Source organism: Streptomyces sp. NPDC047869, assembly GCF_040704065.1.
In the GTDB taxonomy this organism is placed as follows: domain Bacteria; phylum Actinomycetota; class Actinomycetes; order Streptomycetales; family Streptomycetaceae; genus Streptomyces.
Window position 1 is genome coordinate 247125 of sequence record NZ_JBEYRK010000005.1, and the last position, 19306, is coordinate 266430.

Genomic DNA, 19306 nt, shown 5'->3' on the forward strand with positions numbered 1-19306 from the left:
TGTGCGGGATCGCCGAGTGGGGCCCGGCGGCAGCCGTCCGGCGCGCGTCTTCGGGGCCCGGCCCTGATCACACGTGTCCCGCTGCGCGGACGCTCGTGGATCTTGAGGTTCCGGTTCGGACCCTACGTCAACTTCGGATGGAAGTCTCTCCCGGAAGAGTGACGATAATCCGGCAACCCCGCTCGGATTCGGCCACGCCGATCCGGCCGCCGTGGAGATCGACGGCCCAGCGGGCGATCGCCAGGCCGAGGCCCGTGCCGCCGTCGCTGCCCGGACCGTGCGGCCGGGTCACCGCGCCGCGGTTGAACCGCTCGAACACACGGTGCCATTCCGACCGCGGGATGCCCGGACCCTCGTCCAGGACCTCCAGCTCCAGCGAGTCCGGCTGGGGCCCGCACCGCGCCTTCACGGTCACCCGCCCGTGCGGGGGGCTGTGCTTGACCGCGTTGTCGATCAGGTTGGCGACCACCTGGTGGATGCGCTCGGGGTCCGCGTGCGCGGTCAGCTCCGGCGGGGAGACGTCGAGGTGCAGATGCACGTCCGTCCGGGTGTGGCTGCCGGAGCCCGAGGCGATGCCCGCGCGCGCGGAGGCGACCATGTTGGCCTCCTTCAGCACGCCGGACAGGTACGGCCACACCTCGAAGCGCCGCGTCTTCAGCGGTACGACGCCGTTGTCGAGCCGGGAGAGGTCCAGCAGGGTCTCCACGAGCCGGCCGAGCCGCTCGGTCTGCTTCAGGGCCGTCCGCATGGTCTCCGGATCGGCCTCGGTGACCCCGTCGACGATGTTCTCCAGCACCGCGCGCAGGCCCGCGATCGGGGTGCGCAGCTCGTGCGAGACGTTCGCCACCAGCTCCTTGCGCTGGCGGTCCTGGGCCTCCAGCTCGTCCGCCATGACGTTGATCGTCACGGCGAGGTCGCCCAGCTCGTCCCGGCGTCCCTCACTCACCCGGCGGGTGTAGTCACCCTGCGCGATCGAGCGGGCGACCGTGTTCATCTCGTCCAGCGGAGCGGTGAGCGAATGGGCCACGAACTGCGTTATCAGCAGTGTGGCGATCATCGAGAAGACCGTGATGAAGCGCAGCTCCGTCTTGGTGTGCACCGCGATCATCGACAGACCGGTGGTGATCAGCACCGAGATGACGACCAGCGCGCCCAGCTTGGTCTTGATCGAGAACGGGCGTACGCCGCCCCAGGGTTCCTCCGTGGGGTTCCCGGGGCTCCTCCGTGCGGCCTCCCGCCCTTCGCTCATGGCGTCGGCGTCTCCAGCGCGTATCCGACGCCGTGCACCGTGCGGATCCGCTCGGCGCCGATCTTCCGGCGCAGCGCCTTGATGTGGCTGTCCACGGTCCGGGTGCCGGAGGCGTCCGCCCAGTCCCACACCTCGGCCAGCAGCTGCTCCCGGGAGAGCACCGCGCGCGGAGTGTTCGCCAGGCACACCAGCAGGTCGAACTCGGTGGGCGTGAGGTGGACGTCCTCGGACCGCACCCGCACCCGGCGCTGGGCGTGGTCGATCTCCAGTTCGCCGAGCCGCAGGATGCCCGAGCGGGGTGTGGAGGCGGCGACGGCCGCCCGCTCCACCCGCCGCAGCAGGACGTGCACCCGCGCGGCCAGCTCCCGCATCGAGAACGGCTTGGTCATGTAGTCGTCGGCGCCGACCCCGAGTCCGACCAGCATGTCGGTCTCGTCGTCGCGCGCGGTGAGCATCAGCACCGGCACCGGGCGCTGGGCCTGCACGCGGCGGCAGACCTCCAGGCCGTCGAAGCCGGGCAGCATGATGTCGAGGATCAGCAGGTCGGGCTGCCAGGCCTCGGCCGTGTCCACCGCGGCCGGCCCGTCGGCCGCGGTCTGCACGAGGAATCCCTCAGCGCGAAGCCGGGCCGCGATGGCGTCGACGATCGTGGGATCGTCCTCGACCACCAGCACCCGGCGCTGTGCGCCGGGGGTGGTCGTGGCCGCGCCGGTCTGGGAGGTGTGTGTCTGCTCCATCGCCCGCCCCTGTTGCTTTCCGGAATCAGTGGGGTGATCCCATGACTGCGATTGACGCTTGAATGATCCGCGCCAGGGCAGCACATTACGGGGACAGGCCGCGCCGTCGCTATCCAGGGCGGACGGCGAGGTGCACAGCGTCCGGAACGCCCCGGGCAACGGGGACCTCTTCGGTACGCACCTGACGGAATCCGGCATTCCGCAAGGTTCCTTCAAATTCCGGAGAGGGCTCAGCCGACCATACGGCAAACACCCCGTCCGGCTTCAACACCCGTGCGCACGCGGCGAGTCCGGCCGGGGAGTAGAGGCCGCCGTTGTCCTCGGTGACGGTCCAGCCCGGTCCGTTGTCGATGTCGAGGCACAGGGCGTCGAACGTGTCCGATGTCTCCCTGAGGTAAGTGAGGAGATCCGCCTCGACGATCCGGGTGCGCGGATCGGCGAGCGCCTCGGCGGACAGCTCCGCCAGGGGCCCGTCGCGATGCCAGTCGATGACGGCGGACTCCCGTTCGGCGACCGTGATCCGCCCCCATCGTCCGTCGGCCGCGGCGTGCGCGAGCGAGAACCCCACGCCCAGCCCGCCGATCAGCACCCCGGGCGCCGGGCGTCCGTCCAGCGCGTCGTACGCGGCGTCCACCAGCAGCCGCTCCGAGCGGCCGTCGGAGGTGTCCATCAGGAAGCAGCCGTTGGCGATGATCTGCAGCAGCGCGCCGTGCCTGCGCAGCACCACCTCGCCGTAGGGGCCTTCGCGACGGTCCAGGACCACGGGGGAGTCGTACACGGCAGTCATGTGCCCATCCTGCTCTGATCCGGCGTCAGGGGCACCGCGATTTCGGTGATCGCTCACAGCGAACGGCGAGCCGGGAACAACGGCGGGGCGCCAGGCATTGAGTCGGCATAGCTCAAGTTGACTGCCTAAGGGGAGATCATGGCTGCTGAGTCCACGGCGTTCACGCTCGTACTGCCGGTGCTGCCGCTCGACGACGAGGTCGTGCTGCCCGGCATGGTGGTCCCGCTGGATCTGAGCGACGCCGAGGTGCGCGCCGCGGTGGAGGCGGCGCAGGCCGCCGCCCGCTCGGAGCCCGGCAAGCCCAGGGTCCTGCTGGTGCCGCGTGTCGACGGCACCTATGCGAAGACCGGTGTGCTCGGTACCGTCGAGCAGGTCGGCCGGCTGGCCGACGGCGACCCGGGCGCGCTGATCCGGGGCCGCGGCCGGGTGCGCATCGGCGCCGGTACGACGGGTCCGGGCGCGGCCCTGTGGGTGGAGGGCGCGCGGATCGACGAGACCGCGCCGGAACCGCTGCCCGGCCAGGTCGCCGACCTGGTCAAGGAGTACAAGGCCCTGGCCACCGCGTGGCTGCGCAAGCGCGGCGCCTGGCAGGTCGTGGACCGGGTCCAGGCCATCGACGACGTCTCCGCGCTCGCCGACAACTCCGGCTACTCGCCCTTCCTGACCACCGAGCAGAAGGTCGAGCTGCTGGAGACCGCCGACCCGGTGGCCCGGCTCAAGCTCGCCACCCAGCAGCTGCGCGACCACCTCGCCGAGCAGGACGTCGCCGAGACCATCGCCAAGGACGTCCAGGAGGGCGTCGACAAGCAGCAGCGCGAGTTCCTGCTCCGCCGCCAGCTCGAGGCCGTCCGCAAGGAGCTGCGCGAGCTGAACGGCGAGAGCGACGGCGAGGAGTCGGACGACTACCGGGCCCGCGTCGAGGCCGCCGACCTGCCGGAGAAGGTCCGCGAGGCCGCCCTGAAGGAGGTCGACAAGCTGGAGCGGTCCAGCGACCAGTCGCCCGAGGGCTCGTGGATCAGGACCTGGCTGGACACGGTCCTGGAGATGCCGTGGAACGAGCGCACCGAGGACGCCTACGACATCCAGGGCGCCAAGGCCGTGCTCGACGCCGAGCACGCGGGGCTCGAGGACGTCAAGGAACGCATCACCGAGTACCTGGCCGTGCGCAAGCGGCGCGGTGAGCGCGGCCTGGGCGTGATCGGCGGGCGGCGCGGGGGTGCCGTGCTGGCGCTCGTGGGCCCGCCCGGCGTCGGCAAGACCAGCCTCGGCGAGTCCGTCGCGCACGCCATGGGACGCAAGTTCGTCCGGGTCGCCCTCGGCGGCGTACGGGACGAGGCCGAGGTCCGCGGCCACCGGCGCACGTACGTCGGCGCGCTGCCCGGCCGGATCGTCCGCGCCGTCAAGGAGGCCGGGTCCATGAACCCGGTGGTGCTGCTCGACGAGATCGACAAGGTGGGCTCCGACTTCCGGGGCGACCCGGCGGCGGCCCTGCTGGAGGTCCTCGACCCCGCGCAGAACCACACCTTCCGGGACCACTACCTGGAGGTCGAACTCGACCTGTCCGACGTCGTCTTCCTCGCCACCGCGAACGTCCTGGAGGCCATCCCGGAGGCGCTCGCGGACCGTATGGAGATCGTCCGCCTGGACGGCTACACCGAGGACGAGAAGGTCGTCATCGCGCGCGACCACCTGCTCCCGCGCCAGCTCGAGCGGGCCGGCCTGGACCGGGACGAGGTCACGATCGACGAGGGCGCGCTGCGCAGGCTCGCCGGCGAGTACACCCGCGAGGCGGGCGTACGGACCCTCGAACGGTCCCTGGCCCGGCTGCTGCGCAAGGTCGCGGCCCAGCACGAACTCGGCGAGCGCGAGCTGCCGTTCACCGTCCGGGACGAGGACCTGCGCGCGCTGATCGGGCGCCCGCACCACGTGCCCGAGTCCGCACAGGACCCGGCCGAGCGCCGTACCTCCGTCCCGGGCGTGGCGACCGGCCTCGCGGTCACCGGCGCAGGCGGCGACGTGCTCTTCGTGGAGGCGTCCCTCGCCGACCCGGAGACCGGCGCGGCCGGGCTGACCCTGACCGGCCAGCTCGGCGACGTGATGAAGGAGTCGGCGCAGATCGCGCTGAGCTTCCTGCGCAGCCACGGCGCCGAGCTGGAGCTGCCGGTGGGCGATCTGAAGGACCGGGGCGTGCACATCCACTTCCCGGCGGGCGCGGTCCCGAAGGACGGGCCGAGCGCGGGCGTCACCATGACCACCGCCCTCGCGTCCCTGCTCTCCGGCCGGCTGGTCCGCACCGACGTGGCGATGACCGGAGAGGTCTCGCTGACCGGCCGGGTGCTGCCCATCGGCGGGGTGAAGCAGAAGCTGCTCGCCGCCCATCGCGCCGGGGTGACCACCGTGATCATCCCCAAGCGCAACGAGCCCGACCTGGACGACGTCCCGGCCGAGGTGCTGGACCGGCTCGACGTCCACACCGTGACCGACGTCCGCCAGGTGCTGGAGCTGGCCCTCGCGCCCGCCGCGAACGGCGCGGAGCCGGAGGTTCCGGTGGCGGCGTGACGGACGCCCCCGGATGAGGGAGGGCCCGGGTCCCGTGCGGGGCCCGGGCCCTCGCCGCGTCCGGCGGCGGGGCGGCGCCGTCATCGGCCCCCGGTGAGCGACTGCTCCGCCCACACCGTCTTGCCCACCCTGTCGTGCCGGGTGCCCCAGCGTTCGGAGAGCTGGGCCACCAGCAGCAGGCCCCGGCCCCCCTCGTCGTAGATCCGGGCGCGCCGCATGTGCGGGGTGGAGCCGCTGGCGTCGTAGACCTCGCAGATCAGGGTGGCGTCCTGGTGGATCAGCCGCAGCCGGATGGGCGGCCGGCCGTAGCGGATGGCGTTGGTGACCAGCTCGCTGACCATCAGCTCGGTGGTGAACACGGCGTCCTCCAGCCGCCACGCGGAGAGCTGGTCGCTCGCGTGCTTGCGGGCCCGGGCCACCACCGTGGGATCGCTCGTCAGCTCCCAGGAGGCCACCCGGTCGTGGTGCAGCGCCCGGGTGCGGGCGACGAGCAGGGCGACATCGTCGTCGGGGCGGTGGCTGAGCAGTTCGGTCAGGACCCGGTCGCAGACCGCCTCCAGGGTCGGCGCGGGCCGGCCGAGCGCGTCGAACATCTTGTCCAGCGCCTCGTCGATGTCATGGTCGCGGGCCTCGAGCAGGCCGTCGGTGTAGAGCGCGAGCAGGCTGCCCTCGGGCAGCTCGGTCTCCAGGGCCTCGAAGGGCAGCCCGCCGAGGCCGAGCGGCGGGCCGGCGGGCACGTCGAGAAAGCGGACGGCGCCGTCCGGGGTGACCACGGCGGGTGGGGGGTGGCCGGCCCGGGCGAGGGCGCAGTGGCGCGAGACCGGATCGTAGACCGCGTACAGACAGGTGGTCCCGATGCCTCCCGCCGTCTCGGCGCCCGGGTCCGAACTGCCCTCGTCCGCGGCCAGCCGCAGCACGAGGTCGTCGAGATGGGTGAGCAGTTCGTCCGCCGGGAGGTCGACGTCGGCCAGGGTGCGCACCGCCGTGCGCAGCCGGCCCATGGTGGCGGAGGCGCGCGTCCCGTGTCCGACGACGTCGCCGACGACCAGGGCGACCCGTGCCCCGGACAGCGGGATCACGTCGAACCAGTCGCCGCCCACCCCGGCCGGAGTGGCCGCGGGCAGATAGCGGCCGGCGATGTCCAGTGCCGCCTGGTCGGGCAGCGGGTGCGGCAGCAGGCCGCGCTGCGCGTTCATGGTGGTGACGTGCGTGCGGGAGTACCGCCGCTCGTTGTGCAGGCCGGTGGCCGCCCGGGCGCTCAGCTCCTCGGCGAGCCGCAGGTCCTCCGGGCCGAACGGCTCCGCGCGCCGGTCGCGGCCGAAGAGGGCGACGCCGAGCGTGCTGCCCTCGGCGAGCAGCGGCACCACGATCAGCGAGTGCGTCCCGGACGCGCTCAGCCACGCGGCGCCCGGGTCCACGGCCGCCCACCCCGAGATCACCGGGTCCGGGGCATCGTGCAGCACGGACCGGCCGGTGGCCAGGGACTCGGCGGGAGGCGTCCCCGGCTCGTAGGCGACCATACCGCCCACGCCGGGCCCGGCCGGGTGGCCGCCGTTGTCCGACTCGGCCCGTACCGCGGCGCGGCGCAGGACGACCGAGCGGGTGCCGGTGCCGGACGCGTCCTCCGCCCCGCCGGGGTCGTGCGGGGAGTCGAAGAGGTCCACGGCCATGAAGTCCGCGAGCCGGGGGACCGTGGCGTCGGCGAGTTCGCGCGCGGTGCGCTCCAGGCCGGGGGCGATGGGATCGCGCGCGGCGGTCTCGTCCGGGGCGCGCTGCCGGGCGGCGGGGCCGGGCGCGTTGCGGTGGGTCGCGAGACAGACCGCGCGCACCGCGCCGGTCCCGTCCTTGAGCGGGGTGAGCACGGTGGGTCGGTCGAGGTCGGGGCCGAGGACGGACTGCACCTCGCGCGTCTCCCCGGTCTCCAGCACCTGGCGCATGGTCCGCTCGGCCTCGTCCCGCGCCGGCCCGGGCGCGATGTGCGTCAGCCGCAGCCCGCGCATCGCCGTCTCGGGCAGGGACAGCGCCCGTTCCAGACGCCGGTTGGCGCGGATGAGCCGCAGTTCGGTGTCGAAGATCGCCAGCGGGAAGGGGGACTGGATGAAGGTCCACTCCTCCAGTGGCTCACCGCGCGGCTGCGGCCGGTCCGCCACGGCGGTGACCACGAGCCAGTCGGACTCCCCGGCGCGCGGGGGCCGGCGGTGGACGAGCAGCCACTGCTCCAGTCGCCGGCCGTCCTGGTGCCGCAGCGGAACCGTGCCGTGCCAGCGGTCCCGGCCGGCCAGGGTGTGCCGGACCGCCGGCTCGTCCGCGGCGGCGAGCAGCGCGGCGGCCGGCCGTCCGACGACGGCCGCCGCCTCGTAGCCGAGCAGCCGGCGGGCACCCTCGCTCCAGCCGGTGAGGATGCCCTGCTCATCGATGGTGGCCGTGGCCGTGTACGTCGACTGTCGCTCCATCGCCGCTCATCTCGCCCTTGTCCGGCAGGCTCTCCCTGACCAGCATGATCCCGGGCGGCGCGGAGCACCAACGCAGCGGGACGGCGGCCGTCCGCGGGGACGGCCGCCGTCTCGGAACAGGGGGGTGCGGATCAGCCGTTGGCCAGTGCCTGCACCCGGTCCAGTGCGCCGTTGAACTTGTCGTGGTCCCCGACCGTCGGTCCGGACGAGGTGTACTGCCACATCGTGTAGTACGACCATCCCGCCGGCAGCGTCCCCACGGTCGAGGCGTAGCGGGCGATCCACAGCGGGTTGTTGGCGGCGAAGCCGCCGTAGTTGCCGGTGCAGTCGGTCCACCAGCTCGTCGCCGTGTAGATCACGGCGTCCCGGCCGGTGCGCGCCTTGTAGGTGTTCAGGAAGTCGGCGATCCAGCTGACCATCCCGCTCGCGGTCTTGCCGTAGCAGGCGGCGCCGTACGGGTTCCACTCGATGTCGAGCACGCCGGGCAGGGTCTTGCCGTCCCGCGACCAGCCGCCGCCGTGGTCGACGAAGTAGTTGGCCTGGGTGGCGCCGCTCGTGGTGTCGGGGGTGGCGAAGTGGTACGCGCCGCGGATCATGCCGACGTTGTACGAGCCGTTGTACTGCTGGGCGAAGTACGGGTTCGTGTAGTACGTGCCCTCCGTGGCCTTGGTGTAGGCCCAGCGGACGCCGCTGTTCCAGAGGGTGGACCAGGCGACGTTGCCCTGGTGGCCGGAGACGTCGACGCCCTCGGTCTGGGTGGCGTCACCGGTGCTGGGGGTGCCGTGCTGCCCGTCGTGGGCGGCCACCCCCATGCCCATGGACGCCGAGCCGCGGCTGGGGGTGGTCGCCGCCTGGGCGGAGGTGAGCGGAAGGGCGAGGCCGAGCGCCGTGAGCAGGGCCGTGACGAGGACGGCGAGCGGGCGCGGACGGAGGGAACCAGGTCTGTGCACGGGCATGACGTGCCTCCGGGGAGAGGGGTGGGGGGATCGTGGGGTGACCGCTTGACCACTGGCGTGGGCATGTCATTGCTTGCCTGATGAAGAAGCTACGCACGTAGATGACACCGTGGGAAGGGGATCCGGATGCTGCCGTTGGTCTAAGCCTGCGAAATACTTGAAGAGCTGCGGCTATGACGGCGGTTGGCAGAAACTTTCAGGACGGCGAAACCGAGCAGGGGTGCTGACGTGCACGAGGACGCAAACGGCGACGGACGCCGTGTCACCGGACAGGTGACGCCCAGTGGTGCAGACCAGGAATTCCTGTCACTGGAACGCGAGTTGACCGTGCTGCTCAGGCGAGCGCGGGCCAACCAGGGCGAGATGGCCCGCGAGGTCCACCCCGACCTGGAGTCCTCCGCGTACGGGCTCCTCATCCGCCTCGACGAGCACGGCGGCCAGCGCGCCACCGAACTCGCCGCCTACATCGGCGTCGGCAAGGCCACCATGTCCCGCCAGCTGCGTGCCCTGGAGGAACTGGGACTGATCGCCCGAGAGCCCGACCCGGCCGACGGCCGCGCCTGGCTGGTCACCCTCACCGACGAGGGCCGCGGCCGCGTCGGCACCGTCCGCGAGGCCCGCCGCGCCCGCTACGTCAGCCAGCTCGCCCACTGGGACCGCCGCGAGGTGGCGGAACTGGCGAGGCTTCTGCACGAGCTGAACGGCGTCATGGAGCGCTGAGCGCCCGCGCTCACAGCTCGGCGTACACCACCGTCGCGTCGTCGTGCGTCTTGCCGCGGCCCAGGAACGCCCGCTCCTCCCGGTCCGCCGACTCCAGCCCGCGCACCCGGTCCACCAGCGAGCGGGCGCCCTCCTCGGCGACGAGGGCGAACAGGTCCGCCCAGTCGCCCTGCCGGAACCGCTCCGTCCAGCGGGTCGCGCCGTCCGACAGCGCGGCCAGCGCACGGACCCGGCCGCGCGGGAGAGTGCCCGCGACCGCCCGGCCGGCGACCGAGGGGTCGGCTGCGGCCGTGAAGAAGCCGCCCTCCCGGTTGCGGAGATTGGCGTCGACCAGCGCGTCGGTGGCCAGGGCGGAGCGGGGCAGCCGTGCCAGCCGGTCGTCCAGCACCGCGGTGACCGTGCCGTCGGGTGCCCGCAGGAGCAGGGCCGCGTCGGACAGCACCAGGTACTCCACCAGGTCGGCGGACCAGCGTGCCAGGGCCACGGTTGCCTGCGGAGTGCGCGGGTGAGAAAGGTCACAAGCGCCCGCGTGGGCCCCTGCCGTCCGGGCGATACCCCGTGACAGGACCTCCGGCAGCGTCAGATCTCGGCCCGAAACGGCCAGTTCGGTCAGCGCGCCGCCGAGCCGTGACGTGAACCAGGGAACGGAGTGTGTACAGCCCGTGGCGCCGCGCGGCGGCGTCACTCCGTCCAGCAAGATCACACAACCGCCCTGACCGGAAGCGGGTAGTCCGACGCCCGCGAAGTCCTCGTTGGGGCGGTTCGCGTCGCCGGGTTCCGAAACGAGATCGGTTCGCATCCGGCCAGTCTGCACCAGCCCTTCACAGCCTCCGCCAAAGGTCGGCAACTACCGCCGAATTGGCACGGCCTCGCAGGTCAGGTGCCTGCTTTGAGGGTAAATGACGTACTCCGGCAACGCGTGGTGGCGAATACTGCCAAAGCCTGCGGCGCGCGTCCAACCGGCCCGCCGCGCCCGCGTGGTGCACGCGCCGCCGGAACTTGCCCGCCAACTCCCCTCCGATGTTCACTCCTTCGAGTGGCGGGTCAGGTGATGCGCGACCCCTGCCCACCGGCGCTGGGAGGGTCGGGAACCGTATGAACCGGGTGTACGCACCACTTGGCCCCGAGACGACGGGGCGCCACCCGGGCCCTTGAGCAGACGAGTTCAGGAATGCGAGCACCGGTGCAGAAGAAGTGGCCTCGGCGCACAGGCAGGCGGACGGCTCCCGAAGGAGGCGTCGAACAGACCCCCGTGGGCACGGGCCGCCCCCGGCACGTGCGGACCCGGCTGATCGTGGCCGCGGCCGTGGTGGCCGCCGCCATCGCCGGAGCGGGAGCACCCTCGCTGCTCACCGCCTCCCAGGACGTCAGTGACTCCCAGGACCTGGTCACCCTGTCCGCCCGCACCCAGGACGCCCTCGCGCTCGCCCACTCGCTGGCCGACGAACGCGACGAGGTCACCGCCTACATAGCCGCGGGCCGTCCCAAGTCCAAGGCGCCCACCGAGCAGCGCAGCGCCCGCGTCGACCGCCAGGCCGAGGACCTGCGCGCCGACCCCGACACCCCGGCCGCCCTGCGCACCGCCCTCGACCGGATCGCCGCCGTCCGGCACGCCGCGCTCACCGGCAAGTCCGACGCGCTCGAGACGCACCAGGCGTACTCGGGGACCATCACGGAACTGCACCGGCTCGCCGGTGAACTGGCCGAGCGGATGCCGCCGCGGGCCGGCTCCGGCGGCCACGCGCTCGCCGAACTGGACTCCGCCGTCCAGCAGTCGGCAGCCGCCCGGGGCCTGCTGCTGGCCGCGCTCGGCATCCCGTCCACCACCCGGACGGTGATCGACCCCGCCACCGGCCTGCCCAGCACCACCAGCGAACCCACCGAGGAGGGCCGCAAGCAGCGCGACGCGCTCACCGCCGCCGCCCAGCAGGCCCGGCTGCGCGCCGACGCGGCCCTCGCCGACTTCCGGGCCGGCGCCCCCAAGGCGTCCGTCGCCTCCTACGACTCCACGGTCACCGGCCCCGAGGTCAACTCCGCCGACAAGTACCTCGCCACCCTCACCGACCAGCCCACCTTCACCGGCAGTGAACCCGCCACCAACTCCAGGAAGCTGGACGCCGCCCTGTCCGCCCGCGTGGACCTGATGCGCGGCGCCGAGTCGGCCCTCTACGACCACCGCACCAAGGACCTCGAGCAGCTCCGGGACGACGACGTCACCGCCCTGGAGATCCGCATCGCCGTCCTCGGCGCCCTGATGATCCTCGCCGTCGGCATCGCCACCGCCATGGCCCGCACCCTCACCCGCCCGCTGTCGGTGCTGCGCCGCGGCTCCGCGCGGCTGGCCGAGGCGGAGGACCCGGTCGGTCAGGAGCCGGTCGCCTTCACCGGCCGCAACGACGAGTTCGCCCAGGTCGTCCGCTCGGTCAACGCCCTGCACGCGCGCGCCGCCACCCTGCAGGAGCGAGTGGCCACCCTGGAGGCCGACCGCAAGCACCTGGTCGGCCAGCGGCAGAAGATGGCCGACGCCCGCGAGGAACTGAGCGCCGAACTCGACGCCTCCGCCGCCCAGCTGGAGCGGCTGCGCACCAGCATCGGCGGCACCTTCGTCAGCCTCGCCCTGCGCACCCTCGGCCTGGTCGAGCGGCAACTGGCCGTGATCGAGGGCCTGGAGGAGCGCGAGCACGACCCCGAGCGGCTCGCCACCCTGTTCAAGCTCGACCACTTCGCCACGGTCATGCGCCGGCACAGCGAAAACCTGCTGGTCCTGGCCGGCACCGAGCACGTCCAGCAGTCCCACGGCCCGGTCCCGCTGGTGGACGTGGTCCGCGCGGCGGTCAGCGAGATCGAACGCTACGAGCGCGTCGGCATCGCCGCCCTGCCCCCGCACGCCCACGTGGTCGGCTTCGTCGCCGACGACCTGTCCCACCTGCTCGCCGAACTCATGGAGAACGCCGCCTCGTTCTCCCCGCCGGACCTGCCCGTCGAGGTCTCCGGCTGGCTGCTGGAGTCCGGCGAGGTGATGCTGTCCGTCCAGGACGGGGGCATCGGCATGACCACCGACCGCCTGGACCGCCTCAACGCCCGCCTCGCCCAGTTCGACCCCGAGTCGGCGTACGACCAGGAGGGCGAGGACGGTCTCGGCCTCGGCCTGTACGTCGTGGCCCGCCTCGCCCACCGCCACGGCATCCGCGTGCAACTGCGCGAGCAGAAGCAGGGCGGGGTGGCGGCGGTCGTCGTCCTGCCCCGGACCCTGCTCGCCGAGGCCCCCGCGGCAGCGGCCCCGCGCCCGGCCGGCCTCTCGGACACCCAGAGCTTCTCCCTCCCCGGCGCCGACGCCGAGGTCAACTCCAACGTCCTGCACGCCCGCACCAAGGACACCGACCCCCTGGTCGCCCTCGCCGAAAAGGCGGCCCGGGAGGCCGAGGCCGAGGCCGGTCCGGCGGGGGCGGAGCGGCCGCACGCGGAGGCGCCGGCCGAGACGACGATGGAACTCCTGCTGCCGGAGCTCGCGACGGATCCCGCGGCCGCCGACGGCGAGGACACCCCGCAGGGGCCGCCCGCACCCGACGAGGAGAGCCGCACGGGTGCGGTCGGGAGCCGCCCCGCCGAAGGCGAAGCCGAGGCGGTACACGACCGCGCGGCGGACGAGGCGGAGGACCGGCTCACCAGCAAGGGCCTGCCCAAGCGCACACCCAAGATCACCGCTCCCGCCGCCGCCCAGCCCCGTCGGCGCGGCACGTCCGTCGACGCCGACGCCCTGCGCCGCAGGCTCGGCGGCTTCCGCCAGGGAGCGCAGGCCGGCTACCGGGACGTAGAGGCGGAGATCGCGCAACGTACCGAAGACACCACGGGGGGCACCGTCGAGGAGGCAAGCAGTTGACCGCGCCCAGTACCTTCGGACTGAGCAGTGAGGCCCGCAACCTGCACTGGCTGCTGACCAACCTGGTCGAGGAGGTCCCCGGCATCCAGTCCGTCGCCGTGGTCTCCTCGGACGGGCTGCTGCTCCTGTCGTCCGACCCCGGCCACGCCGAGCAGTCCCGCAGGTCCCGCCCGGTGAAAGGCCCCCGGGGCTCCGCCGCCGACCTCGCGACCATCGTCTCCGGCATCGGCAGCCTCACCATCGGCGCCGCCAAGCTGATGCAGTTCGGCGGGGTCAAGCACACGATGGTCGCGATGGACGAGGGCAGCCTGTTCGTGATGTCCATCAGCGACGGCTCGCTGCTCGGCGTGCACGGCTCGGCGGAGTGCGACATGAGCGTCGTGTCGTACCACATGGCGCTCTTCGTCGGCCGGGCCGGCCATGTCCTGACCCCCGAACTCCGCAGCGAACTGCGCAAATCACTGGAAGCCGAGTCGACGGGGAGCGCCCGATGAGCGGCACACCGAAGAAACTTCCCGTGCGCGGGGGCGAGCGCAAACCCGCCCGCGTGCGCCCCTACTCGCTCACCGGCGGCCGCACCCGCTTCGGCCACGTCCTCCTCGTGGAGACCTTCGTGGCCGCGCTGGAGGCCCCCGAGGAGCGCAAGGAACTGACGAATGGTTCCCTCACCACCCGGGTCATGCCCGAGCTGCGGGCCATCGTCGAACTGTGCCGCCGTATGCGCACGGTGGCCGAGATCGCCGCGCTGCTGAAGATGCCGCTCGGCGTGGTCCGCGTGCTGCTGAGCGACCTCGCGGACCAGGGAAAGATCCGTGTGTACGGCACCGGAACCGGTCACGGCACCGGCCGCCCGGACCGCGCTCTGCTGGAAAGGGTGCTGAGTGGACTCCGCCGTCTCTGACGCCACTGGCGTCGCCCCCCTCGTCGCCGGGTTCAACGAACCCGACGAGGACCTGAAGGCCTGGCAGCAGGACCGCACGCAGGCCCCCATAGCCACGAAGATAGTGGTGGCGGGCGGCTTCGGCGTCGGCAAGACCACGCTGGTCACGGCCGTCTCGGAGATCACGCCGCTGCAGACCGAGGCGCTGATGACCGAGGCGAGCGAGGGCACCGACGACCTCACCGCCACGCCGGGCAAGTCGACCACCACCGTGGCCATGGACTTCGGCCGCCTCACGCTCGACGACGACCTGGTGCTCTACCTGTTCGGCACGCCGGGCCAACAGCGGTTCTGGTTCATGTGGGACGACCTGGTGCGCGGCGCGATAGGCGCCGTCGTGCTGGCCGACACCCGCCGCCTGAAGGACTGTTTCCCCGCACTGGACTACTTCGAGAGCTGCGGACTGCCGTACGTCGTCGCGGTCAACCACTTCGACGACAGCGAGCTGTTCGAGCCGGAGGACGTACGCGAGGCGCTGACCATACCCGCGCACATCCCTGTCATGATCATGGACGCGCGGCGCCGGATCTCGGCCATCGAGACCCTTCTGGCCCTCGTGGGCCACGCGCTGGACGAAACCCCCGAGTAGTCCCGACCTAGGAGCACCACCCGCATGCGGAAGATACTCGTCGTCGGAGCCGGCCAGTCCGGACTCCAGCTCGCCCTCGGCCTGCAGTCGCACGGCTACGAGGTCACCCTGATGTCGAACCGGACCGCGGACGAGATCCGCTCCGGCCGGGTCATGTCGACGCAGTGCATGTTCGACACGGCCCTGGGACACGAGCGCGACCTCCAGCTCAACTTCTGGGAGTCCCAGGCCCCGAAGATCGAGGGCCTCGGCGTCTCGGTCGCGGCCCCGGGCTCCTTCGACCCGGGTCCCTCCCAGCGCGCGATCGACTGGGTGGGCAAGCTGAACGGGTACGCGCAGTCCGTCGACCAGCGGGTGAAGATGGCCGGCTGGATGGAGACCTTCGCCCAGCGCGGCGGCCAGCTCGTCATCCACGGCGCGGCCGTCGGCGACCTCGACTACTTCTCCCGCGCCTACGACCTCGTGCTGGTCTCCGCCGGCAAGGGCGAGCTGGTGTCGATGTTCGCCCGTGACCCCGAGCGCTCCCCGTACAGCGAGCCGCAGCGCGCCCTCGCGGTGGCCTACGTGCACGGACTCGGCCCGCGCCCGGAGCACCCGGACTTCGACGCGGTCCGCTGCAACCTGGTCCCCGGGGTCGGCGAGCTGTTCATCATGCCGACGTACACCACCTCGGGCCGCGCCGACATCCTGTTCTGGGAGGGCATCCCCGGCGGCCCGCTGGACGTCTTCAACGGCGTCAAGGACCCGGCCGAGCACCTCTCCCTGACCCTGGAGCTCATGGAGAAGTTCACGCCCTGGGAGTACGCGCGCGCGACGAAGGCCGAGCTGACGGACGCGGGCGGCACCCTCGCCGGCCGCTACGCCCCGACCGTGCGCAACCCCATCGGGCGCCTCCCCTCGGGCGGACTGGTCCTCGGCGTCGCCGACGTGGTCGTGGCCAACGACCCGATCACCGGCCAGGGGTCCAACTCCGCGTCCAAGTGCGCCGCCGCGTACCTCGCCTCGATCCTCGAACAGGGCGACAAGCCGTTCGACGAGGACTGGATGCGGGCCACCTTCGACCGGTACTGGGCCACGGCCCAGCACGTCACCAAGTGGACGAACGCCATGCTGGCGCCGCCGCCGGAGCACATTCTGAACCTCATCGGCGCGGCCGGCCAGCTCCAGCCCGTCGCCGACCGGTTCGCCAACGCCTTCAACGACCCGGCCGACTTCGAGAACTTCTTCTACGAGCCGGAGAAGACGAACGCCTACCTGGCCTCGGTCGCCGGAGCCTGACGGGCCTCTGACCTGGGCTCCGGCCGTCGTCGTCTGTCGTTGTTGGTCGACGTCGGCCGCCCTCGCACGGCCCACAGACGGCCCCGGAGATACCTCTCCGGGGCCGCTGACGTTACTGGCGTTCAGCCCCTCGATGCGAACTATGGGCACGATGGTTGCTGACGTTTCCCGGGCATGTCGGACGGGTGCTCAGGGCCGGTAGTTGTCGGGGCTGGTCGCGACGGTTGCTGTACTGCGCTGCTGTACAGCCACCCCCGACGACGGCCAGTGCGCGAGCATGCCTATTCTCCTTGAATGGACGACGCCCCTTGCTTCTGCCTCCTGTGCGCCCCGACGGAATGGGGCGGCCCCGTGTCGGAGGAGCGCGACAGCCGCGTAGCCAAGAACGTGGTGGACTTCGGCTGGCATGTCATGGGCGTGGCCGGCGATGATGCCCCTGGCGATTGGGGTTACTCCATCGGTCTCTGGCACACACTGCGCAGTCCCGAGGTAAGCGTGTTCGGCCTGCCGTCGCAGACCGCGATGCGCGTGGCGAACGCCGCTGGGGCAGCAATACGGGACGGCAACCCACTTGAGCCCGACCAGCGCCGGGGTGACGTCCTCAACGGCTACGACGTGGCCGTCCGGCCCGTGCATCCCAGCTGGTACCACGACTTCTTCGGCGCCGGCATCGACTTCTACCAGACCCCGCCATTGCCGATCATGCAGCTGTTCTGGCCGGACAAGGCCGGGCGGTTCCCTTGGGAAGAGGGAGCAGACGAGCGCTGTCGCACGGGGCAACCACTGCTATGGATTGCAAAAGACGAGACCACCGGCCCGTGGACCGAAATCACGTGAGGTCGGTGGAGTGACTCCAACACGAGGTCATCAGCCACAACTACCTCCAGCCCGTCAGCGATGGGCTGAAACCTACCGCGCGAAGCGGTCAAGGTTGGTGGAACGGCTTTGGGCTGGAGTTTCAATGGGCGAGTCAAGCGCGGTTGGATGCGATCAGTAGCCGAAGAAGTGAAGGGCCGGGTCTCTGACCTGCGGCCGTGCAGTCGATCAACGCTGCGACCTGCGGCTTAGCTGTCGGTGGTTGTCAGCGTTGGTCGTCGTTGAGCACCCCCGCACGGCCCAGAGACGGCCCCGAGCGGGAGGGCTGAGACAAGGACGACTGGACGGCTGTTGGCCACTTAGCGTGCCCGACGGGTCGGCACGGTCCCTGCGACTCTCCACGGCTACGCTCGCGCAGGAACGCCCCGCAGCGCGTGGCTGCGGAGCGTTCCTAGCGCCTAGTGGCGTTCAGTCGACTGCCTGCCCGTTGCCCGTGCCGCCCCTGCACGTCCCGGTGCCGGGGTTGGCCGGGTTGGGGGTCCAATCGACCGTTCCGCCGCCGTCGATGCACTCACCCGGGGTGAGGGCATTGACGGCGCCCTGACTTGGGGTGAGGTTGGCGGCGGTGGCGGTGGCGGCACCTGTGAGGCCGAGTCCGGCGAGGGCTGCCGTGGCGATGCCAGCGGCGAGGATACGTCGAATGCGCATTCGGTTCCCCTTTCACGGATTGCCTTGATTGGGGCACTAATCAGCTTGATGTTCATCCATGTGGGTGGCACGTCACGTTGGGCCGTTCGGGTGACATAGCTGTCGGATGCGGGGTCGGTGGGGCGACCCGCCGGACAGCACACCTAGGTCGGCGTAGCGACTTTGGCCGGGAGCTGCTTTGGCGCGAGTGATCATGGCCCCTTACGCTGGCCCGCGGATCGGGCAGGCTTGTGGACCTGCCCGTTAGTGCCCGATGTGGGGCCATGATCTTCGAGGCTCGCGCCAAAGTGGCTGGCTGAAGTCGCGGAGGCGACCGCCCCAGCCACGACGTGTTCTGACCTCATGCACTGGGTGCCTGTCCTCTTGGGCGGGAGCGGGCGGCCGGCGGTGCCGAGCGGGGCAGAGACATGAGCGCGGGCGCCGCCGGCCGCCCGCGCCCGCCCGGAGGAGCGAAGCGACGACGGGTGCCTCGTCCGCGAACGCGGTGCGGCAAATGAGGATGACGGGTGTGCCCGCGGATACGCTCAGCTGAGAAGCCTCGCCCTTCGCAGGCATGCGCGAGCGGATCTCCTCGCGGAAGTGCACGGGCTTGTAGCCCAGCTCGGCAAGCCTGGCGTACGTTCCGCCTGGCCCGGTGTCCTCCTGCGTGATCGCTGACCCCGCGACCAGTGACGTGGGCAAGTAGCTCGTCGCGAACATGACGGGCTTCCCATCCAGAACGAAGCGCCGACGCCTCACGCACACCGTGTGTTCGTCGCCCAGCTCTAGGACCGCGCTTACGTGATCGGGCGCGGCCTCCTGGGACACGCTGACTTGGTCCACCTCTAGCGCACGGTTCTCGATGTCCGCCGACCAGATGGAACGGCCGCTGCCCCACTGCTGCTGGGCAAGGCGCTGGATGCCTCGGCGTCGAAGAGGCCGGAACGCGCGAACGAAGACGCCGGCGCCCTTGCGGGCCTCGGCATCTACGCGCACCTCATGCCGAGTAGCCAGGAGCGAACCCGTACGGCAATCGCGACGGTCTATGCCAGGGCCCGACGTACCGTCTGACGGCCCACGGACGGCCCACGGCCCCGTGCACGGTGACCAGTCGGGACGAAACCGCTGGTGGAAGCACCGCAGGGCCGTGGGCTTGCTTCTCCGAGCCGGAGAAGACGAACGCGTACCTGGCCTCGGTCGCGGGAGCCTGACGGGCACGTCGGCGCCCCGCGGCGCGTGGCCGCGGGGCGCCTTGCGGGGCTCAGTCGACCTGCTCCCCGTTGTGCGTACCGCCCTTGCAGACGTTGTCCGTCAGATCGGGCATCCCGCCGCCCTGCTTGCACTCAGAAGGGCTGACGACGGATGGGGCACCCTGTGCGGTGGCCGCGGTGGCGGTGGCAGCGCCTGTGAGGCCGAGTCCGGCGAGGGCTGCCGTGGCGGTGACGGCGGCGAGGATTCGTCGAATGCGCATTTGGTTCGCCTTTCACGGATTGCCTCGGTTGGGGCACTAACCAGCTTGATCTTCACCCATATGGGTGGCGCGTCACGTTGGGCCATTCGGGTGATAGTGCAGTCGGGTGCGGGGTCGGTGACGCGCCCCGGACAGGCCCTGGTCGTCCAGGCCGTGGGCCGCTCCATGCGGTGATCGACCCATG

Annotated in this window: 16 protein-coding genes and 1 pseudogene; 8 read left to right on the top strand and 9 right to left on the bottom strand. The window is 71.7% G+C overall.

Features of this window, described 5'->3' with window-relative positions; genetic code table 11:
- Positions 1-127: 127 nt before the first annotated feature.
- The 3 genes from AB0924_RS09730 to AB0924_RS09740 all read right to left on the bottom strand — a co-directional run bounded on the left by AB0924_RS09730 (position 128) and on the right by AB0924_RS09740 (position 2773).
- Positions 128-1249, bottom strand: a complete 1122-nt coding sequence (locus AB0924_RS09730; RefSeq protein ID WP_358927601.1) for a HAMP domain-containing sensor histidine kinase — start codon at positions 1247-1249, stop codon at positions 128-130.
- A complete protein-coding gene (locus tag AB0924_RS09735) occupies positions 1246-1986 on the bottom strand; it encodes a response regulator transcription factor (protein ID WP_351662751.1) in 741 nt (246 codons plus the stop codon). The genes AB0924_RS09730 and AB0924_RS09735 overlap by 4 nt, the downstream gene beginning before the upstream one ends.
- A 109-nt stretch (positions 1987-2095) precedes the next feature.
- Positions 2096-2773, bottom strand: coding sequence for a spermidine synthase (locus tag AB0924_RS09740; protein ID WP_366911075.1), 678 nt, complete (start codon positions 2771-2773; stop codon positions 2096-2098).
- Positions 2774-2911: 138 nt separating this feature from the next.
- On the opposite strand from AB0924_RS09740, the gene lon reads away from it, so the two are divergent.
- Positions 2912-5332, top strand: coding sequence for an endopeptidase La (lon, locus tag AB0924_RS09745; protein WP_366911076.1), 2421 nt, complete (start codon positions 2912-2914; stop codon positions 5330-5332).
- Positions 5333-5412: 80 nt separating this feature from the next.
- Here the strand turns inward: lon and AB0924_RS09750 are convergent, their stop codons facing one another.
- Both AB0924_RS09750 and AB0924_RS09755 read right to left on the bottom strand, forming a co-directional pair.
- Complete coding sequence (locus AB0924_RS09750) at positions 5413-7785, bottom strand: SpoIIE family protein phosphatase (protein WP_366911077.1); 2373 nt, start codon at positions 7783-7785, stop codon at positions 5413-5415.
- Between the two features lie 131 nt (positions 7786-7916).
- Positions 7917-8741 (bottom strand): lysozyme, encoded by an 825-nt coding sequence (locus AB0924_RS09755; RefSeq protein ID WP_358927606.1) that lies wholly within the window; start codon positions 8739-8741, stop codon positions 7917-7919.
- Positions 8742-8969: 228 nt separating this feature from the next.
- Here AB0924_RS09755 and AB0924_RS09760 point away from each other — a divergent pair, with 228 nt between their 5' ends.
- Positions 8970-9461 (top strand): MarR family transcriptional regulator, encoded by a 492-nt coding sequence (locus tag AB0924_RS09760; RefSeq protein WP_358927607.1) that lies wholly within the window; start codon positions 8970-8972, stop codon positions 9459-9461.
- Positions 9462-9471: 10 nt separating this feature from the next.
- Here the strand turns inward: AB0924_RS09760 and AB0924_RS09765 are convergent, their stop codons facing one another.
- Complete coding sequence (locus AB0924_RS09765; protein ID WP_366911078.1) at positions 9472-10260, bottom strand: hypothetical protein; 789 nt, start codon at positions 10258-10260, stop codon at positions 9472-9474.
- Between the two features lie 372 nt (positions 10261-10632).
- Between AB0924_RS09765 and AB0924_RS09770 the strand changes: the two genes are divergently transcribed.
- The 6 genes from AB0924_RS09770 to AB0924_RS09795 all read left to right on the top strand — a co-directional run bounded on the left by AB0924_RS09770 (position 10633) and on the right by AB0924_RS09795 (position 16985).
- A complete protein-coding gene (locus AB0924_RS09770) occupies positions 10633-13341 on the top strand; it encodes a nitrate- and nitrite sensing domain-containing protein (protein ID WP_358927609.1) in 2709 nt (902 codons plus the stop codon).
- Entirely contained in the window at positions 13338-13835 is a 498-nt protein-coding gene (locus tag AB0924_RS09775; protein ID WP_358927610.1) for a roadblock/LC7 domain-containing protein, read from the top strand. The genes AB0924_RS09770 and AB0924_RS09775 overlap by 4 nt, the downstream gene beginning before the upstream one ends.
- Positions 13832-14242, top strand: a complete 411-nt coding sequence (locus AB0924_RS09780; RefSeq protein WP_358927611.1) for a DUF742 domain-containing protein — start codon at positions 13832-13834, stop codon at positions 14240-14242. The genes AB0924_RS09775 and AB0924_RS09780 overlap by 4 nt, the downstream gene beginning before the upstream one ends.
- Positions 14223-14870 carry an ATP/GTP-binding protein gene (locus AB0924_RS09785; protein WP_358927612.1) on the top strand — a complete coding sequence of 216 codons (648 nt, stop codon included), beginning with the start codon at positions 14223-14225 and terminating at the stop codon, positions 14868-14870. Before AB0924_RS09780 ends, AB0924_RS09785 begins: the two co-directional genes overlap by 20 nt.
- Before the next feature lie 24 nt (positions 14871-14894).
- Positions 14895-16148: a styrene monooxygenase/indole monooxygenase family protein gene (locus AB0924_RS09790; RefSeq protein ID WP_358927613.1), complete on the top strand. Its 1254-nt coding sequence runs from the start codon at positions 14895-14897 to the stop codon at positions 16146-16148.
- A gap of 294 nt (positions 16149-16442) precedes the next feature.
- On the top strand, positions 16443-16985 hold the full coding sequence (locus tag AB0924_RS09795) for a DUF4262 domain-containing protein (protein ID WP_366911079.1): 543 nt from the start codon (positions 16443-16445) through the stop codon (positions 16983-16985).
- Positions 16986-17432: 447 nt separating this feature from the next.
- On the opposite strand, the gene AB0924_RS09800 is transcribed toward AB0924_RS09795, so the two are convergent.
- The 3 genes and pseudogenes from AB0924_RS09800 to AB0924_RS09810 form a co-directional block, all read right to left on the bottom strand.
- Entirely contained in the window at positions 17433-17672 is a 240-nt protein-coding gene (locus tag AB0924_RS09800; RefSeq protein WP_358927615.1) for a hypothetical protein, read from the bottom strand.
- A gap of 468 nt (positions 17673-18140) precedes the next feature.
- Positions 18141-18635: pseudogene (locus AB0924_RS09805) on the bottom strand (UTRA domain-containing protein); the annotation flags it as partial.
- 277 nt (positions 18636-18912) lie between these two features.
- Positions 18913-19122, bottom strand: a complete 210-nt coding sequence (locus tag AB0924_RS09810) for a hypothetical protein (protein WP_366911080.1) — start codon at positions 19120-19122, stop codon at positions 18913-18915.
- Between the last annotated feature and the right edge of the window lie 184 nt (positions 19123-19306).

What these genes read in the sequence shown, in the direction of transcription:
- AB0924_RS09730 (WP_358927601.1), bottom strand. Translation starts at nt 1,249, where the DNA reads ATGAGCGAAGGGCGGGAGGCCGCACGGAGGAGCCCCGGGAACCCCACG.
- AB0924_RS09735 (WP_351662751.1), bottom strand. Translation starts at nt 1,986, where the DNA reads ATGGAGCAGACACACACCTCCCAGACCGGCGCGGCCACGACCACCCCC.
- AB0924_RS09740 (WP_366911075.1), bottom strand. Translation starts at nt 2,773, where the DNA reads ATGACTGCCGTGTACGACTCCCCCGTGGTCCTGGACCGTCGCGAAGGC.
- lon (WP_366911076.1), top strand. Translation starts at nt 2,912, where the DNA reads ATGGCTGCTGAGTCCACGGCGTTCACGCTCGTACTGCCGGTGCTGCCG.
- AB0924_RS09750 (WP_366911077.1), bottom strand. Translation starts at nt 7,785, where the DNA reads ATGGAGCGACAGTCGACGTACACGGCCACGGCCACCATCGATGAGCAG.
- AB0924_RS09755 (WP_358927606.1), bottom strand. Translation starts at nt 8,741, where the DNA reads ATGCCCGTGCACAGACCTGGTTCCCTCCGTCCGCGCCCGCTCGCCGTC.
- AB0924_RS09765 (WP_366911078.1), bottom strand. Translation starts at nt 10,260, where the DNA reads ATGCGAACCGATCTCGTTTCGGAACCCGGCGACGCGAACCGCCCCAAC.
- AB0924_RS09770 (WP_358927609.1), top strand. Translation starts at nt 10,633, where the DNA reads ATGCGAGCACCGGTGCAGAAGAAGTGGCCTCGGCGCACAGGCAGGCGG.
- AB0924_RS09780 (WP_358927611.1), top strand. Translation starts at nt 13,832, where the DNA reads ATGAGCGGCACACCGAAGAAACTTCCCGTGCGCGGGGGCGAGCGCAAA.
- AB0924_RS09790 (WP_358927613.1), top strand. Translation starts at nt 14,895, where the DNA reads ATGCGGAAGATACTCGTCGTCGGAGCCGGCCAGTCCGGACTCCAGCTC.
- AB0924_RS09795 (WP_366911079.1), top strand. Translation starts at nt 16,443, where the DNA reads ATGGACGACGCCCCTTGCTTCTGCCTCCTGTGCGCCCCGACGGAATGG.
- AB0924_RS09800 (WP_358927615.1), bottom strand. Translation starts at nt 17,672, where the DNA reads ATGCGCATTCGACGTATCCTCGCCGCTGGCATCGCCACGGCAGCCCTC.
- AB0924_RS09810 (WP_366911080.1), bottom strand. Translation starts at nt 19,122, where the DNA reads ATGCGCATTCGACGAATCCTCGCCGCCGTCACCGCCACGGCAGCCCTC.